General features: G+C 71.6%; 14 protein-coding genes and 1 riboswitch. Of the genes, 9 read left to right on the top strand and 5 right to left on the bottom strand.

Annotated elements, in window-relative coordinates:
- Window positions 1-57: 57 nt before the first annotated feature.
- Both ABD205_RS13870 and ABD205_RS13865 read right to left on the bottom strand, forming a co-directional pair.
- Window positions 58-693: an NAD(P)-dependent oxidoreductase gene (locus tag ABD205_RS13870; protein ID WP_344045603.1), complete on the bottom strand. Its 636-nt coding sequence runs from the start codon at window positions 691-693 to the stop codon at window positions 58-60.
- Window positions 694-728: 35 nt separating this feature from the next.
- Window positions 729-1,748 carry an LLM class flavin-dependent oxidoreductase gene (locus ABD205_RS13865; RefSeq protein WP_344045601.1) on the bottom strand — a complete coding sequence of 340 codons (1,020 nt, stop codon included), beginning with the start codon at window positions 1,746-1,748 and terminating at the stop codon, window positions 729-731.
- A 115-nt stretch (window positions 1,749-1,863) separates the two neighbouring features.
- Between ABD205_RS13865 and pcrA the strand changes: the two genes are divergently transcribed.
- Window positions 1,864-4,254 carry a DNA helicase PcrA gene (gene pcrA, locus ABD205_RS13860; protein ID WP_344045600.1) on the top strand — a complete coding sequence of 797 codons (2,391 nt, stop codon included), beginning with the start codon at window positions 1,864-1,866 and terminating at the stop codon, window positions 4,252-4,254.
- A gap of 160 nt (window positions 4,255-4,414) precedes the next feature.
- Here pcrA and ABD205_RS13855 read toward each other — a convergent pair whose 3' ends face one another.
- Window positions 4,415-5,683: a M23 family metallopeptidase gene (locus ABD205_RS13855; RefSeq protein WP_344045598.1), complete on the bottom strand. Its 1,269-nt coding sequence runs from the start codon at window positions 5,681-5,683 to the stop codon at window positions 4,415-4,417.
- A 332-nt stretch (window positions 5,684-6,015) separates the two neighbouring features.
- Here ABD205_RS13855 and sucC point away from each other — a divergent pair, with 332 nt between their 5' ends.
- Entirely contained in the window at window positions 6,016-7,182 is a 1,167-nt protein-coding gene (gene sucC, locus ABD205_RS13850) for an ADP-forming succinate--CoA ligase subunit beta (RefSeq protein WP_344045596.1), read from the top strand.
- Window positions 7,183-7,201: 19 nt separating this feature from the next.
- Complete coding sequence (sucD, locus tag ABD205_RS13845; protein WP_344045594.1) at window positions 7,202-8,098, top strand: succinate--CoA ligase subunit alpha; 897 nt, start codon at window positions 7,202-7,204, stop codon at window positions 8,096-8,098.
- A 98-nt stretch (window positions 8,099-8,196) separates the two neighbouring features.
- Here sucD and ABD205_RS13840 read toward each other — a convergent pair whose 3' ends face one another.
- Window positions 8,197-10,008, bottom strand: a complete 1,812-nt coding sequence (locus tag ABD205_RS13840) for an RNA polymerase sigma factor (protein ID WP_344045592.1) — start codon at window positions 10,006-10,008, stop codon at window positions 8,197-8,199.
- A gap of 111 nt (window positions 10,009-10,119) precedes the next feature.
- Here ABD205_RS13840 and ABD205_RS13835 point away from each other — a divergent pair, with 111 nt between their 5' ends.
- The 5 genes from ABD205_RS13835 to ABD205_RS13815 all read left to right on the top strand — a co-directional run bounded on the left by ABD205_RS13835 (window position 10,120) and on the right by ABD205_RS13815 (window position 15,105).
- Window positions 10,120-11,364: a cell division protein PerM gene (locus ABD205_RS13835; protein WP_344045590.1), complete on the top strand. Its 1,245-nt coding sequence runs from the start codon at window positions 10,120-10,122 to the stop codon at window positions 11,362-11,364.
- 11 nt (window positions 11,365-11,375) lie between these two features.
- Window positions 11,376-11,981, top strand: a complete 606-nt coding sequence (gene purN, locus ABD205_RS13830; RefSeq protein ID WP_344045588.1) for a phosphoribosylglycinamide formyltransferase — start codon at window positions 11,376-11,378, stop codon at window positions 11,979-11,981.
- 9 nt (window positions 11,982-11,990) lie between these two features.
- Window positions 11,991-12,067: riboswitch (ZMP/ZTP riboswitch) on the top strand.
- Between the two features lie 33 nt (window positions 12,068-12,100).
- On the top strand, window positions 12,101-13,699 hold the full coding sequence (gene purH, locus ABD205_RS13825) for a bifunctional phosphoribosylaminoimidazolecarboxamide formyltransferase/IMP cyclohydrolase (RefSeq protein WP_344045586.1): 1,599 nt from the start codon (window positions 12,101-12,103) through the stop codon (window positions 13,697-13,699).
- A 135-nt stretch (window positions 13,700-13,834) separates the two neighbouring features.
- Window positions 13,835-14,707, top strand: coding sequence for a bifunctional methylenetetrahydrofolate dehydrogenase/methenyltetrahydrofolate cyclohydrolase (locus ABD205_RS13820; RefSeq protein WP_344045584.1), 873 nt, complete (start codon window positions 13,835-13,837; stop codon window positions 14,705-14,707).
- Window positions 14,704-15,105, top strand: a complete 402-nt coding sequence (locus ABD205_RS13815) for a DUF3017 domain-containing protein (RefSeq protein ID WP_344045582.1) — start codon at window positions 14,704-14,706, stop codon at window positions 15,103-15,105. Before ABD205_RS13820 ends, ABD205_RS13815 begins: the two co-directional genes overlap by 4 nt.
- A gap of 21 nt (window positions 15,106-15,126) precedes the next feature.
- Here ABD205_RS13815 and ABD205_RS13810 read toward each other — a convergent pair whose 3' ends face one another.
- Window positions 15,127-16,107, bottom strand: coding sequence for a malate dehydrogenase (locus ABD205_RS13810; protein WP_344045580.1), 981 nt, complete (start codon window positions 16,105-16,107; stop codon window positions 15,127-15,129).
- Window positions 16,108-16,186: 79 nt separating this feature from the next.
- Here ABD205_RS13810 and ABD205_RS13805 point away from each other — a divergent pair, with 79 nt between their 5' ends.
- Window positions 16,187-16,849: a hypothetical protein gene (locus tag ABD205_RS13805; protein WP_344045578.1), complete on the top strand. Its 663-nt coding sequence runs from the start codon at window positions 16,187-16,189 to the stop codon at window positions 16,847-16,849.
- The last annotated feature ends 11 nt before the right edge of the window (window positions 16,850-16,860 follow it).

Below are 16,860 nucleotides of genomic sequence, written 5' to 3'. Positions count from 1 at the left end.
CGGACCAGGACGTCATACGGGGTGGTTGCCTGGGCGACCACCTCGTATGACGTCCGCTCAGTACGCGACCGAGATGTGCGCCCGGTGGTGCTCTGCGCGGTCGATCTCGTTGACGATCGCGTCGGCGAGGTCGGGGCCGGAGATCTCTGACTTGCCCTCGTCGTCGAAGAGCGCGATCTCGCCGCCGACGCGATAGACGCCGGTCTTCTCGCCGGGTGCCCAGGCCCCGTACGCGCCGGCGGGGCTCACGAACACCCAGTCCAGCTCCGCGGGGGCCGACGTGGCGAGCCACTGCCGGGTCGCGTCGCCCTCGAGCGCCTCCTCGCGGAACTGCTCCGGGATCTCGCCCTCGGCGAATCGCGGCTCGCCGGGCGCGGGCCGCAGCGAGGAGAAGCCGCCGACCATGATCAGTCGGGCCCCGGCCTCGGCGGCAGCGGCGGCGTACGTCGGGTAGAGCTCGATCAGGCGGCCGGCCGTCTCGCCGCGCGGCGACAGCGTCAGCACGACGACGTCGGCACCCGGGATGATGGCGACGGCGTCGGCCGCGTCGCCCGTCTCGTAACGCACCCCGTCGACCGGCGTGGCCGGGACGGAGCGGCTCCACGAGATGACCTCGTGGCCGCGCGAGACGGCTTCGCGGGCGATGTTCGTGCCGGTGTAGCCGGTGCCTCCGATGACAGCGATGGTGGACACGCGTGGCTCCTTCTGCTGGGGGGGGTGGGGGACCGTCAGCGCCAGCCGAGGCCGGGCGCGACGTGCTTGACGATGTTCTCGAGCAGCTGGGCGTTGTAGTCGACGCCGAGCTGGTTGGGGACGGTGAGCAGCACCGTGTCGGCGGCCGCGATGGCCTCGTCGTCACGCAGCTGCTCGACGAGCTTGTCGGGCTCGGCGGCGTACGTCCGTCCGAAGATCGCGCGGAAGTCGTCGATGACGCCGACCTGGTCGTGGGACTCGCCCTCGCCGCCGAAGTACATCGCGTCGAGGTCGGTGACGATCGGCATGATCGACCGGCTCACCGAGACCCGCGGCTCGCGCTCGTGGCCGGCCTCCTTCCACGCATCGCGGAAGACGTCGATCTGCTTGCGCTGCTGGACGTGGAACGGCTCGCCCGACTCGTCCTCCTTGAGGGTGGAGCTCATCAGGTTCATCCCGAGCTCCGCGGCCCAGCGGGCGGTGGAGTCCGAGCCGGCGCCCCACCAGATCCGCTCGCGCAGCCCCTCGGAGTGCGGCTCGAGCCGCAGCAGGCCGGGCGGGTTGGCGAACATCGGCCGCGGGTTCGGCCGTGCGAAGCCCTCGCCCTTGAGCACCTCGAGCAGCACCTCGGTGTGGCGACGGCCCATGTCGGCGTCGCTCTCGCCCTCGGCGGGGGAGTAGCCGAAGTAGCGCCAGCCCTCGATGACCTGCTCCGGGCTGCCCCGGCTCACGCCGAGCTGCAGCCTGCCGTCGGCGATGAGGTCGGCGGCGCCGGCGTCCTCGGCCATGTACATCGGGTTCTCGTAGCGCATGTCGATAACGCCCGTCCCGATCTCGATGCGCGACGTGCGCGCGCCGACGGCCGCGAGCAGCGGGAAGGGGCTGGCGAGCTGGCGGGCGTAGTGGTGCACCCGGAAGTACGCGCCGTCCGCGCCCACCTCCTCGGCGGCGACAGCGAGGTCGATCGACTGGTGGAGCACGTCGGCCGCCGACCGCGTCTGCGACTGCGGCGACGGCGTCCAGTGACCGAAGGACAGGAACCCGATCTTCTTCACGGCTGTTGAACCTTCAATCTCTCGCGGTCATTCCCCGAGCCGACTCCGGACGCCTCGCCCGGACCGGTCGCCGAGGCCGGCGATGTCCGTCCCGGCAACTAGGCTGGAGCCCAGCATGAGCATCATTCCCGGCCTCGAGTCCTTCGCCGTCCAGCGCCCGGAGCGGCCTGCCCGCACGGGCCCCTCGCCCGAGGAGCTGCTCGAGGGCCTCAACGAGCCTCAGCGAGCAGCGGTCGTCCACGAGGGCGCGCCGCTGCTCGTCGTCGCCGGTGCAGGCTCCGGCAAGACGCGGGTCCTCACCCGCCGCATCGCCTGGCTGATCAGCCAGCGCAAGGCTCATCCCGGCAGCATCCTCGCGATCACCTTCACCAACAAGGCCGCCGCGGAGATGAAGGAGCGCGTGGAGCACCTGGTCGGCGGTCGTGCGCGGATCATGTGGGTCTCCACGTTCCACTCCGCCTGCGTGCGCATCCTCCGCAAGGAGGTGGAGCGGATCGGTTACAAGTCGAGCTTCACGATCTACGACGCGGCCGACTCCAAGCGCCTCATGACGCTGGTGTGCAACGACCTCGACCTCGACGCGAAGCGCTACCAGCCGGCCCAGCTGCTGAACTGGGTCTCGGACCAGAAGAACGAGCTGCGCGACCCCGACGACGCGGCGAAGGACGCACGCAACGGCCTCGAGGAGACCTACGCGGCGGCGTACAAGCTGTATCAGCGTCGGCTGCGCGAGGCGAACGCCTTCGACTTCGATGACCTGATCATGACGACGGTGCACCTGATGCGGGAGTTCCCGGAGGTGCGCGAGACCTACCGGCGGCGGTTCCGCCACGTGCTGGTCGACGAGTACCAGGACACCAACCACGCGCAGTACGCGCTGGTCCACGAGCTGTGCGCCGACAACCCCGAGGAGCTGGACGGGGAGAGGGTCGAGCCCGCCGAGCTGATGGTCGTCGGCGACGCCGACCAGTCCATCTACGCCTTCCGCGGTGCCAACATCCGCAACATCCTCGACTTCGAGCAGGACTTCCCCAACGCGACGACGATCCTGCTGGAGCAGAACTACCGCTCCACCCAGACCATCCTCACCGCCGCCAACGCCGTGATCGACCACAACAAGGGCCGGCCGCCGAAGCGGCTGTGGAGCGACGCGGGGCAGGGCGACCGCGTCGTGGGCTACGTCGCCGACGACGAGCACGACGAGGCGCGGTTCGTCTCCGACGAGATCGACAAGCTCGTCGACGGCGGCCGGGTCGCGTCCGACGTCGCGGTCTTCTACCGGACCAACGCGCAGTCGCGCGTCTTCGAGGAGGTGTTCATCCGGACCGGCCAGCCCTACAAGGTGGTCGGTGGGGTGCGCTTCTACGAGCGGCGCGAGGTCCGCGACGCGCTCGCCTACCTCCGAACGCTGGCGAACCCGGCCGACCAGGTCTCACTGCGCCGCATCGTCAACACGCCCAAGCGCGGCATCGGCGACCGCGCCGTGGCCTGCGTCAACGCGCTCGCCGAGCGCGACGGCCTGACCTTCTGGGAGGCGCTGCGTCGCGCCGACGACGCCCCCGGCCTGGCGACCCGCTCGCTCACCAACATCCGCGCGTTCGTCGCGGTGATGGAGGAGCTCATGTCGATGGTCGACGCCGGCGAGCGGGCCGACGTGGTGCTCGAGTCGGTGCTCGCGCGCTCGGGCTACCTCGACGAGCTCGAGGCCTCCGACGACCCGCAGGACGCCACCCGCGTGGAGAACCTCGCCGAGCTCGTCGCGGTGGCCCGCGAGTTCTCCGACGACCCGGTCGCGGGCCCGTCCGCCGACCCCGCCGACGTCGATGCGGGCATCGTCGCGCCGGGTCTCGTCGACTTCCTGGAGCGGGTCGCGCTCGTGGCGGACTCCGACCAGATCCCCGAGGACGGCGAAGGCGTCGTCACCCTGATGACGCTGCACACGGCGAAGGGGCTCGAGTTCCCCGTCGTCTTCCTCACCGGCCTGGAGGACGGTGTCTTCCCGCACTCGCGCGCACTGGGGGACGGGACGGAGCTCGAGGAGGAGCGCCGCCTGGCGTACGTCGGCATCACCCGCGCCCGTGAGCGGCTCTTCCTCTCGCACGCGCTCGTCCGATCCGCGTGGGGCGCCCCGATGCACAACCCGCCCAGCCGCTTCCTCAACGAGCTCCCCGTCGACCTCGTCGACTGGAAGCGGACGGTGGCCGACCAGACGCGCTGGTCGCGGCAGGAGTCGACCTCCTGGTCGTCCGGCATCGGCACCCCGACGGACCGCGGCCGCCGCAACTTCTCCTCGGCCGCTCTTCGCGCCGACGCGGCGAGCAAGTCGAAGCCGGCGCGGGACGTGCCGTCGCTGGAGCCCGGTGACAGGGTCACCCACAACTCGTTCGGCCTCGGCACCGTCGTCTCGGTCGAGGGCGCGGCCGACAAGGCGGTCGCCTCGATCGACTTCGGCTCCTCGGGCGTCAAGCGGCTGCTGCTCCGCTACGCCCCGGTCGAGAAACTCTGACGCCGAGACGTCAATCCGTAGGGTCCGAAACGTCAATCGCTCACGCGGTTGAGCCGCTCTCGCCAGCCTCGCGTTGAGCGATTGACGTTTCGGACCCTACGGATTGACGTCTCGGCGCGGTCGTCGAGCGCCGGCAACACAGCCAGCGCCCGACAGAACGTCAGGGCTGGAGGCCGTGCGCGACGAGGGCGGGGTAGGGGTCCACCGGGTCGCCGCCGCCGGGGCGGACCTCGATGTGGACGTGGGGGCCGGTGACGTGACCGGTCGATCCGACGAACCCGATGACGTCGCCGGCGTGGACCTTCTGGCCGGGGGTCACGCCGAACTGGACCTGGTGGCAGTACCAGAGCTCGGTGCCGTCCTCGAGCGTCTCGACGGTCTTGTTGCCGTACGCGCCGTCGAACTGAGCCGAGGAGATGACGCCGTTGGAGATCGCGTGGATCGGGGTGCCGGTCGGCGCCGCGAAGTCGAGCCCGGTGTGGAGGTGGGCCCAGAGGCCGTAGTCGCCGAAGCCGGCGGTGAGGTGGTAGGCGCCCGGCGTGATCGGCAGCTGCCACTGGTTCTTCTTGAGCACGACCGCCCAGCCGGAGGCCTTCTTGTTGATGGCCTCGAGAGCGCTCTCGTGGGCCCGTGCGGCCGAGTTGGCGTCGGTGCGGCCGGCGCCGCGGCTCACCGCGACGGCGCGGTCGCCGACGGTGGCGACGGCGCTGGTGCCGGTCAGGGCGCCCGCCTGGCGCAGCGGCCCGGCCTCGGCACGGACCAGGTCCGTCTTGCCGGCGGTGAGCGCACCGAAGCCTGCGACAGCCAGGGCGGCGACGCCGACGAGGGCGGGCAGCGACGGGAGGAGCCGCAGGTGCGAGCGGCGTGAGGCGGCCCGGACCCGCTTGCCGGCCTTGACGGCAGGCATCGAGGTGGTCGTGTCGAAGCTGAAGTCGGTGCCGGGCAGGGCGTCGATCCGCGGCAGCGTGCCGGTGAACGCCTCGGTCAGCGCGAACGGCAGCTGGCCGGTGTCCTCGGGGGACTCGGTGGCGAACAGGTTCCAGTCGGCCGCGCGGGCCGCCGGCACCTCCAGGAGCGCGACGGGCGCGACGGGCTTGACGAAGGCGACCTCCGGTCGGGCCGCCGGGGCCACGACCGGCTCAGCGACGGGCTCGACGACCGGCGGGGCGGCGATCTCGACGGGGGCCGGCGTCGCAGCGACGGGGGAGGCCATCCGCCGGCCGACGTACGGCGTGGCAGGAACCGGGGCCGGGACCGGTGCGGCGTCAGCAGCGGGGCGGGAGGCGCGGCGACCGACGTACGGCTGAACGGGCTGGGCCGGCTGCTCGTCCACGAGGACGTCGCGGCGGGCGCGCTTGCCGACGTACGGGGTCACCGGCTCCGAGGGAAGTCGGTCATGACCGACCATGTCCACTCGGGCGTCACTCACGTTTCAACACTCCGCTGCTCGGGGTTCAGACGGCGAGCACCGACCTTAGCGGACGTCCCAGGACCGCTGAAATCGGGACCAGTGCCCGATTCTGGGAGACAGCAGTCCCTGTCGGGAACCGCTTCGGCAGTAATCGGGACCTTGTGCCCAGGCCGTTGATGGGAGCGCATCCACTATGGCGTGCATCACCTCGAGGCCCCCTGCACTCGTCCTACGGGGCGGTCACGTCTAGTGTGCCTCGAGGACATCCCACCGCCAGAGCCACCTGCTGCCGGGCGCGACCCGGCTTCGCGGCTCCGACGACAACGAACCCTAGAAGCATTGGTGGATCAGTGGATCTGATGGAGTACCAGGCGAAGCAGCTCTTCGCCAAGCATGGTGTTGCGACCACCCTCGGAGTGGTCGTCGAGACCGCTGACGCGGCGAAGGCCGCGGCCGAGCAGATGGGCGGCGTGACCGTCATCAAGGCCCAGGTCAAGGCCGGCGGCCGTGGCAAGGCCGGTGGCGTCAAGATCGCCAAGACCGCTGACGACGCCTACCTGCATGCCAGCAACATCCTCGGCATGGAGATCAAGGGGCTCACGGTCAACCGGGTCCTGGTGACCCCCGCGACCCCGCCGGAGGAGGAGTACTACTTCTCCTTCCTGCTGGACCGCTCGAACCGCCAGTACCTCTGCATCGCGTCGGTCGAGGGTGGTGTCGAGATCGAGGAGGTCGCGAAGACCAACCCCGACGCCGTGAAGCAGATCGGCATCGACCCGGGCAAGGGCGTCGACGAGGCCAAGGCCCGCGAGATCGCCGCCGAGGCGAAGTTCCCCGAGCCGGTCTTCGAGCAGGCCGTCGAGCTGATCCAGGCGCTCTACAAGGTCTTCGTCGAGGAGGACGCCACCCTCGTCGAGGTGAACCCGCTGGCCCGCCTGGCCGGTGACAAGCTCGAGGCCCTCGACGGCAAGGTCTCGTTGGACGACAACGCCTCCGAGGTCCGCCACCCGGACCACGAGGAGTTCGAGATCCGCGAGGAGGCCGACCCGCTCGAGGCGAAGGCCAAGGACCTCGGTCTCAACTACGTCAAGCTCGACGGCCAGGTCGGCATCATCGGCAACGGCGCGGGCCTCGTGATGAGCACCCTCGACGTCGTCGCGTACGCCGGTGAGAAGCACGGCGGGGTGAAGCCTGCCAACTTCCTCGACATCGGCGGCGGCGCCAACGCGCAGGTCATGGCCAACGGTCTCGACGTCATCCTCCACGACACCCAGGTGAAGGCGGTGTTCGTCAACGTCTTCGGCGGCATCACCGCCTGCGACGAGGTCGCCAAGGGCATCGTCGGTGCGCTCGACATCCTCGGCGACGAGGCGACCAAGCCGCTCGTCGTCCGGCTCGACGGCAACAACGTCGCGCTCGGCCGCCAGATCCTCAACGAGCGCAACCACCCGCTCGTGACCGTTGTCGAGACCATGGACGGCGGCGCCGACAAGGCTGCCGAGCTGGCCAACGCCTGAGGCCGGGGAGAAGAAACAGATGAGCATCTACCTCAACAAGGACAGCAAGATCATCGTCCAGGGCATCACGGGCGGCATGGGTGCCAAGCACACCGCGCTGATGCTCGACTCGGGCGCCCAGATCGTCGGTGGCGTCAACGCGCGCAAGGCCGGCACGACGGTGACCCACGCCGACCACGAGGGCAACGACGTGACCCTGCCGGTGTTCGGCACGGTCAAGGAGGCGATGGCCGAGACCGGTGCCGACGTCTCGGTCGTCTTCGTGCCGCCGGCGTTCACCAAGGACGCCTGCATCGAGGCCATCGACGCCGGCATCGGCCTGCTCGTGGTCATCACCGAGGGCGTCCCGGTGCAGGACACCGCCGAGGTGTGGTCCTACCTCGACGGCAAGTCGACCCGCATGATCGGCCCGAACTGCCCCGGCATCATCACGCCGGGCGAGTCGCTGGCCGGCATCACGCCGCACACCATCACGGACAAGGGCCCGATCGGCCTGGTGTCGAAGTCGGGCACGCTGACGTACCAGATGATGTACGAGCTGCGTGACCTCGGCTTCTCCACGGCCATCGGCATCGGTGGCGACCCGATCGTCGGCACCACGCACATCGACGCGCTGCAGGCCTTCCAGGACGACCCGGAGACCAAGGCGATCGTGATGATCGGCGAGATCGGCGGCGACGCGGAGGAGCGTGCGGCCGCCTACATCAAGGAGAACATCACCAAGCCCGTCGTCGGGTACGTCGCGGGCTTCACCGCTCCCGAGGGCAAGACGATGGGCCACGCCGGCGCCATCGTGTCCGGCTCCGCCGGCACCGCCCAGGCGAAGAAGGACGCGCTCGAGGCCGTCGGCGTGAAGGTCGGCAAGACGCCGTCCGAGACCGCCGCGCTCATGCGGGAGATCCTGCAGAGCATCTGACACCCGTCGAGTCGCGCTTGTGCGCCGCGAGACACGAACGGCCCGCTCGACGAGCGGGCCGTTCTATCGTCTGTGGGTGCAGTAGCGCCGGGTCGGGGTCAGCCGAGCTGGCGAAGCCGGTCCGCGGCACGGTGGGTCAGCGCGGCGAACTCGGCGTCGGTGATCGTGGCCGCGCCGGACTGCACGAAGCCGACCTGTGCGACGTTGTCGCCCTCGCGCATGATCGCCATCAGGAAGATGACCGACGACTTGTCGGAGATCTCGACGCTCAGGCGCCAGCTGGTGAGGTCGCGGGCCGGAGAGGCGACGTTCTCGACGACGCTCACCTTCGTGCCGATGTCCTTCTTCGGGCACGCGGCGAGGGCCGCCCGAGTGCCGTCGACGAACTTGGTCGCCGCCTTGGCGGTGCCGAAGGAGCCGACCGTCTGGGTCAGCCCGAACTGCGGTGGCAGCTTGGCGGTGGGGATGACGAAGGAGCGGGTGAGGTCGCCCGTGACGCCCTTGCGGTGGAAGACCGACTGGTCGCAGCGGGTCGCGGCGAGGTTGGTGGTGGCTGACTTCGGCGCCGTCGCCATCCAGGGCTGGGCCACGGTCCTGACCGGCGGCAGGTCGACCTCGTCGAGCATGGCCGGGTGGTCGCCGGTCGGGATCGGGTCGATCTCGCGGAGCTTCGGGGTGCCCGCGCAGGTGCCGCCGTCGGGCAGTCCGCACAGCTGCCCGACCGCCTGGGCGAGCAGACCCGTGTTGGTGCGGACCGACTGCTTGCCGGGTGCGGGCTGCTCGCTGACGATCGTCGTGGTGAGCACGCCGGTGCGGGCGACGCTCGCCACGATCGACCGCCCGGGCGTGTTCCAGTCGCGGAGCTCGACGAGGGTGGCCTCGTCCCCGAGACCGGCGACCTGCCGGGTGGACAGCAGCTGCAGGCGCGGCTCGCGGCAGGCGGCGTACCACTTCAGGGACGCGGCGTACGCCGCGTGCGCCGTGGCCGGCGTCGCCGAGACCTCCGTCGACTGGCCGACCGACAGCTTGTCGCCGGAGACGAGGGTGCGCATCAGCGCGGCACGCGGCGACCGGTCGGCGAACCGCTGCTGCTGGCAGGGGAGGACCAGCCCGTCGCCGTCGGTGTTGTCCGACGTCATCTCGGTGGTCCAGGACCCGCCGAGGACGGCGCCGACCTGCGCGCCGCTGATCAGGTCGTCGGTCGTGAGGGGGTACGCCTTGGCCGGAGCGGCCGACGGCGGGGTGTGCAGGCTGAGTGCGTCGAGCCTGGGTCGTACGCCGTTCGCGTCCGTCACCAGCACGCCGGAGCCGAGGAACGCGACCAGGGCGATCGCGCCGCCGACCGCCGTGTGCAACCGGCGCCGGCCGGTGCCGGCGCGCGTGAGGATGGTCGGACGCGGCCAGCGCAGGTCGCGCAGCTCGGCCGCCATCGGCTCGAAGAGGCCGAGGATGCTCGTCGTGGGCACGTTGCGCGCCAGCGCGAACGCGGCGGTCGCCGCCTGCAGCTCGCGCTCGGCCCGCGCCTGGGTGATCCCCGCCTCGCGGGCGAGCTGGTCCAGCGGCAGCGTGGTGAGGTGGGCGAGAAGCAGCACCTTGCGCTGCAGCAGCGGGAGCTTCGCGAGCGCCGCCAGCGTGGCGCGGATGCCCTCGTCGAAGCCGCGCTCGCGGTGGAACGGACGGGCGGTGTGCCGACGCAGGGCGCGCGACCAGGCCTGGGGCCGCACGAAGCTCTCGGGGTCCTCCAGGCGGCTGATCTTGCGCCAGTGGTGCCACCCGATGACGAGGGCGTCGCGCACGGCCTTCTGCGCGGCAGGCAGGTCGCCGGTCAGCGCCCAGGTCTGGAGGAGGAGTCGACCTCGGACGTCCTTGTAGAACGTCTCGAACGCGTCGGGGTCTGTCTTGTTCCTCATGAGCAACCGACAGGCTACCCGGGAGTTCCAGCCCGGGACGGATCGTCGCGATCCACCCCCTCCCGGCGTGCCGCGCCGTCCCGGCCTGTTCCGGCGGCGATCATGGTCGGGATGACTTCTCTGCTCCCGCCCCCGGCCCGCACCTCGGACCAGGTCAGCGCCGATCTGCGCCACCGGCGACCGCTGGTCGTGGTGGCGACGCTCGGCGGCATCGCGGCGGCGGCGGCGACCCTCGTGGTCTGCCTCGCGGTCGGCGTCATCGGCTGGTTCCTCACCGACGCGGGCGCGCACGGAGCCCCGCGCGACGCCCTCCGCGCCGGCGCCGTCGCGTGGCTGATGGCGCACGGTTCCGGTGTGCACGTGCAGGGCTCGGCCATCACCCTCGTCCCGCTGGGGCTGACGCTGGTCGTCGGCTGGGCGCTGTGGAGGGTCGGCAACCGGGTCGGCGACTCGATCTCCGGCCACGGGCCGGACGCCGACCGGATCGCCGACGGTGAGCGCGACTGGACGGTGCCGCTGGCGACGCTCCTCTTCACGCTCGGGTACGTCGTCACGACGCTCGTCACCGCCTCGGTGGCCGGCTCCGCGGCGACGGCGCTCGACGTGCCGCGGGCGACGTTCTGGGCGATCCTGCTGTCGGCCCTGGTCGGCGGCACCGGCATCGCCGTCGGGTCGGGCCGTGCCTCCATCGCGCTGGCGTGGCTGCCCCCGACGATCCGCGCGGCCGCGGCCGGCGCGCGGGCCACCCTGCTCGCCTGGCTGACGGTGAGCCTCCTGGTGCTCCTGATCAGCCTCGCGGTCGACTGGAGCACGGCGGCCAACGTCATGTCGCAGCTCCACACCGATGCGGGCGCGAGCACCCTCTACACGCTGCTGACCGCGACCGTCCTGCCCAACGCCACGCTCTTCTCCGGCTCCTACCTCCTCGGCCCCGGCTTCACCGTCGGCGTCGGCACCCTCGTCAGCCCCGGGGCCGTCGTCCTCGGACCGATGCCGATGTTCCCGCTGCTCGCCGCGCTGCCCGATGCGGGCAGCACTCCCGCCTGGACCTCGTGGCTGGTGCTGCTGGCGCCGCTCACGGGAGCGGTCGGCGCGATCCGCGCTCAGCGACGGCACCCGACGACCCGCTGGGACGAGGGTGCGATCCGCGGCCTGGCGGGCGGCGTCTGCGCCGGTGTCGCGTTCGGCATCCTGGCCGGGCTCGCCGGCGGGGCGGTCGGTCCCGGTCGGATGGCCGACGTGGCGCCGTACGCCCTCGACGCGTGCGTCCGCGCCGTCCTCGCGTTCGGGGTGGGCGGGCTCCTGGCCGGCCTCGCGACGACCTGGTGGCAGCGCCGGTCGCTCCAACGCGACTAGGATCGAACGCCGTGCGGCTCGTCGTCCTCGTCTCCGGTTCCGGCAGCAACCTCCAGGCCCTGCTCGACGCGTGCCGCGACCCGGCGTACGGCGCCGAGGTGGTCGCCGTCGGCGCCGACCGCGACGAGATCCTGGCGCTCGAGCGCGCGGAGAAGGCGGGCGTCCCGACCTTCGTACGCCGCCTCAAGGACCACGCGACCCGCCCCGAGTGGGACGCCGTGCTGACGGAGGCGGTGGCCGAGCACGAGCCCGACCTCGTCGTGCTGGCCGGCTTCATGAAGCTGGTCGGGCCGGTCTTCCTCGCCCGCTTCGGCGGTCGCACGCTCAACACCCACCCCGCGCTGTCCCCGTCGTTCCCCGGCACGCAGGGCCCCGCCGACGCGCTGGCCTACGGCGTGAAGGTCACCGGCTGCACGCTCTTCGTGGTCGACGCGGGTGTCGACACCGGTGCCATCGTCGCCCAGCGTGCGGTGCCGGTCGAGGACGACGACACCGCGGAGACGCTGCACGAGCGGATCAAGGTCGCCGAGCGGCACATGCTCGTCGACAGCATCGGCCGCATCGCCCGCGAGGGCCTGAGGGTCGAGGGCCGGCGGGTTCGCTTCGGGCGGCCCTGAATCCCTACGATGGGCGCACACGACTGGCGCGGGTGGGCGACCACCGGGGAGTGTGTGAGAAGGCATCGTCCGCCTGGGTGCCCCTCGTCGACCGACGACCGATGAGGAGTGAGTCGCTGATGGCTGGTCAGCAGGACAGGATCGCAATCAGGCGGGCCCTGGTGTCCGTCTACGACAAGACGGGGCTGGAGGAGCTCGTCCGTGGCCTGCACGAGGCCGGCGTGGAGCTGGTCTCGACCGGCGGCTCGGCCGCCCTCATCGACGGGCTAGGTCTCCCCGTCACCAAGGTCGAGGACCTGACCGGATTCCCCGAGTGCCTCGACGGGCGCGTGAAGACGCTGCACCCGCGGGTGCATGCCGGCATCCTCGCCGACCGCCGCCTGGACTCCCACGTCGCGCAGCTCGAGGAGCTCGGCGTCGAGCCGTTCGACATGGTGGTCGTCAACCTCTACCCGTTCGTCGCGACGGTCGCCGGCGGCGGCACCGCCGAGGAGATCATCGAGAAGATCGACATCGGCGGGCCCTCGATGGTCCGGGCCGCGGCCAAGAACCACCCGAGCGTCGCGATCATCACCGACGGCGCGGACTACGGCCGCGCCCTCGAGGCCGCGCGCGCCGGAGGCTTCACCTACGACGAGCGCAAGGCGCTCGCTGCCAAGGCGTTCGTGCACACGGCGACGTACGACGTCCACGTGGCGTCCTGGATGGGGTCGGTCCTGACCGACACCAGCGACGGGACCGGCTTCCCGGCCTGGATCGGCGGCACCTACGACAAGGCCGCCGTGCTGCGCTACGGCGAGAACCCGCACCAGAAGGCCGCGCTCTACCTCAACGGCTTCGGTCCGGCGGGTCTGGCGCAGGCCGAGCAGCTGCACGGCAAGGAGATGTCGTACAACAACTACGTCGACACCGACGCCGCCCGCCGCGCCGCCAACGACTTCGCGGAGCCCGCCGTCGCGATCATCAAGCACGCGAACCCCTGCGGCATCGCCGTCGGCGCCGACATCGCCGAGGCGCACCGCCGCGCCCACGAGTGCGACCCGGTCAGCGCCTTCGGCGGCGTGATCGCCGCGAACCGTCCGGTGAGCGTCGAGATGGCCCGCCAGGTCGCCGAGGTGTTCACCGAGGTCATCGTCGCCCCGGCGTACGACGAGGGCGCTGTCGAGATCCTGGCGCAGAAGAAGAACATCCGGATCCTGGTCGCTCCGACGGGCGGTGGCTCGCCCGTCGAGACCCGCCCGATCTCCGGTGGACTCCTCATGCAGACCGTCGACCACGTCGACGCACCGGGCGACGACCCGACCACCTGGACGCTGGCGACGGGCGAGGCTGCCGACGAGCAGACCCTCGCCGACCTCGCCTTCGCGTGGAAGGCCTGCCGCGCGGCCAAGTCGAACGCCATCCTGCTCGCCAAGGACGGCGCGTCGGTCGGCATCGGCATGGGGCAGGTCAACCGGGTCGACTCCTGCCGGCTCGCGGTCGAGCGTGCGAACACCCTGGCCAGCTCGACACAGGGCGACGCGGAGCGGGCGCGGGGCGCGGTCGCGGCCTCGGACGCGTTCTTCCCGTTCGAGGACGGCCCGCAGATCCTGCTCGACGCGGGCGTGAGGGCGATCGTCCAGCCGGGCGGCTCCGTGCGCGACGAGCTCACCATCGAGGCATGCAAGGCGGCCGGCGTCACGATGTACTTCACCGGCACCCGCCACTTCTTCCACTGAGCGAAGCGAAGTGGAACCGCGCCGAGTCGGCGGAGACGGACCGGAGCGAAGCGAGGACCGTACTGCGCCGACTCGGCACGCCAGGCAGACCGCAACCCGCCCGCTAACGTCGCTCCCAGGGAACGAGAGGAAATCATGACCGCGCAGAGGCTCGACGGCACGGCAACGGCCGCCGCCATCAAGGGGGAGCTCGCTGCCCGCGTGGCGGCGCTCCACGCGCAGGGTGTCCGGCCCGGCCTGGGCACGATCCTGGTCGGCGACGACCCGGGCTCGACGTGGTACGTGAACGGCAAGCACAAGGACTGCGCCGAGGTCGGCATCGAGTCCCTGCGCATCGACCTCCCGGCCACCGCGACCCAGGACGAGATCGAGGACGCGGTCCGGACCCTCAACGAGGACCCGGCGTGCACCGGCTACATCGTGCAGCTGCCGCTGCCGAAGGGGATCGACGAGAACCGCGTCCTCGGCCTGATCGACCCGGCGAAGGACGCCGACGGGCTGCACCCGACGAACCTCGGCTGGCTCGTCCTGGGCGAGGAGGCGCCGCTGCCGTGCACGCCGTACGGCATCGTCGAGCTGCTCCGCCGCCACGGTGTCGAGCTGGACGGCGCCGAGGTCGTCGTCGTCGGACGCGGTGTCACGGTCGGGCGTCCGCTCGGGCTGCTGCTCACCAGGCGCTCGGAGAACTCCACCGTGACGCTGTGCCACACCGGCACCCGCGACCTCGCCGCGCACACCCGCCGTGCCGACATTGTCGTGGCCGCCGCGGGCGTCCCGGGGATCATCACGGCCGACATGGTGAAGCCGGGTGCGGCGCTGCTCGACGTGGGCGTGAGCCGTGTCGACGGCAAGATCGCCGGCGACCTCGCACCCGACGTGTGGGACGTCGCGGGCTGGGTGTCGCCCAACCCCGGCGGCGTCGGGCCCATGACACGTGCCATGCTGCTCTCCAACATCGTGATCAACGCCGAGAAGGGCTTGGCGGAGACGGCGAAGGGTCCCGCGTGACGATCGTGCACGACAGCGAGGAGTCCCCGGCGGAGCCGGGTGGCGTTCCCTCCCCTGAGGAGGTCGAGGCCGAGCTCGTCGCTGCCGGCGTCCAGGAGCCGACGCGCATCGACGGCCACGAGCGTCGCTACCCGTCCACGATCGGCGGCGCGCTCTACCTCGGTGTCCTCGCAGCCGTCGTCGTCGGGCTCGCCGTCACGGCCACGGGCCACTGGCGCGGGGGAGTGCACGTGATCTCCGGCGCGCTGGTGGCCGCGGCAGGGCTGCGGCTGGTGCTGCCGGCGCGAGACGCCGGCATGCTCGCCGTACGCGGCCGGGCCCTGGACTGCTCGCTGCTCGCCGTGATGGGCGTGGCCCTCTGGATCCTCGCGAGCACCATCCCTGACCAGCCCTCCTGACGCGGAGGGCCGGGGCCGGGCTCAGACCAGGCCGAGCGCTCGGACGGCGTCCGCCTCCTCCTGCAGCTCGGCGACCGAGGCGTCGATCCTCGACCGCGAGAACTCGCCGATCTCGAGTCCCTCGACGATGTGCCAGCGCCCGCTTTCGGTGGTGACGGGGAACGAGGACACGAGGCCCTCGGGCACGCCGTAGGAGCCGTCGGAGACGACCGCCATCGACTGCCAGTCGTCGGCGGGCGTGCCGAAGAGCCAGCTGCGTGCGGCGTCGATCGTCGCCGACGCCGCGGAGGCCGCCGACGACAGCCCACGCGCCTCGATGATGGCGGAGCCGCGCTTGGCGACGGTCGGGATGAAGTCGTTCTCGATCCAGTCCTGCTCGACGAGCTCGGTCGCGGGGCGACCGCCGACGAGCGTCTGGAAGAGGTCGGGATACTGCGTCGCGGAGTGGTTGCCCCAGATCGTCATCCGGGTGATGTCGTGGGCCGGCACACCGGTCTTGCGGGCGAGCTGCGCGAGAGCGCGGTTGTGGTCGAGACGGGTCAGGGCCGAGAAGCGGTCGCGCGGGATGTCAGGGGCGTTGGCCGCGGTGATGAGCGCGTTGGTGTTGGCGGGGTTGCCGGTCACCTGGATCCGCACGTTGTCGGCCGCCGACTCGTTGAGCGCGCGGCCCTGGGCGGTGAAGATCGCGCCGTTGGCCTCCAGCAGGTCCTTGCGCTCCATGCCCGCGCTGCGCGGTCGGGCTCCGACGAGGAGCGCGAGCTCCACGCCGTCGAAGACCTGCTTGGGGTCGTCGCCGATCTCGATGCCGGCCAGATGCGGGAAGGCGCAGTCGTCGAGCTCCATGACGACGCCCTCGAGGGCCTTGAGCGCCGGGGTGATCTCGAGGAGCCGGAGCTCCACCTCGCGATCACCGCCGAGCGCGCCGGACGCGATGCGGAAGAGCAGGCTGTAACCGATCTGACCGGCGGCACCGGTGACCGCCACCTTGAGGGGATTGCTCACGTCCAGCACCGTAGCGGAGCCGTGACCCCCGCAACAGGGCGTCCACGCACGGAGCGCGCTCCGCCCAGGGCATGCTTGCGTGGTGCTCGTACGCCGGACGCTCGCCGCCCTCCTCGTGTCGACCGGCCTGGGCCTGGTCTCGGGAGGCTGCGGGACGTTCGCCCGGTCCTACGACCCCGCGGGCGTGGACGAGCTGACGATCCCGACGCCCAGCCCCGCGCCGGCCGACTTCACCGCCACCGTGGACAACCCGTGGCTTCCGCTCAGATCCGGCACGACGCTGACCTACAAGGTCACGCGCCCGACGCTGCCCGATGCCACCCGGACCGTCGCGGTGCTGCCCGGCCGTGTCGACGTGGCCGGTGTGGCGACGACGGCGGTGCGCGAGACCTTGGGGAGCGAGGTGACGACCGACTACTACGCGCAGGACACCCACGGGAACGTCTGGTGGTTCGGCCACGAGGGGGCGGCCGGGGGCTGGCGGGCCGGCCAGGGAGGCGCGCAGGCCGGGCTGGCCATGGCCGCGACTCCGCGGACGGGCGACGGCTACCGGACGGCGTACCTCCCGGGCGTGGTGGAGGATGTCGCGACCGTCGTCGAGGTCGACGGGGACCAGGTCCAGATCGATGTGACCTCGGCGCTGACACCGGGCGGCGTCAGCCGCGAGACCTACCGGCGCGGGACCGGCCTCATCTCGCGCATCGTCGCCACGACGGGCGAGTACGACGAGCTACGACCCTGACGCCGAGTCGG

The organism is Nocardioides panacihumi (genome assembly GCF_039530925.1).
Classification (GTDB): Bacteria; Actinomycetota; Actinomycetes; order Propionibacteriales; family Nocardioidaceae; genus Nocardioides; species Nocardioides panacihumi.
Note: the sequence above shows the minus strand (reverse complement) of the source record. Positions and strands in the feature narration are given on the sequence as shown.

Excerpts from the sequence above, each read along its gene's own strand:
- pcrA (WP_344045600.1), top strand. The coding sequence starts at position 1,864 with ATGAGCATCATTCCCGGCCTCGAGTCCTTCGCCGTCCAGCGCCCGGAG.
- sucD (WP_344045594.1), top strand. The coding sequence starts at position 7,202 with ATGAGCATCTACCTCAACAAGGACAGCAAGATCATCGTCCAGGGCATC.
- ABD205_RS13840 (WP_344045592.1), bottom strand. The coding sequence starts at position 10,008 with ATGAGGAACAAGACAGACCCCGACGCGTTCGAGACGTTCTACAAGGAC.
- ABD205_RS13835 (WP_344045590.1), top strand. The coding sequence starts at position 10,120 with ATGACTTCTCTGCTCCCGCCCCCGGCCCGCACCTCGGACCAGGTCAGC.
- purH (WP_344045586.1), top strand. The coding sequence starts at position 12,101 with ATGGCTGGTCAGCAGGACAGGATCGCAATCAGGCGGGCCCTGGTGTCC.
- ABD205_RS13820 (WP_344045584.1), top strand. The coding sequence starts at position 13,835 with ATGACCGCGCAGAGGCTCGACGGCACGGCAACGGCCGCCGCCATCAAG.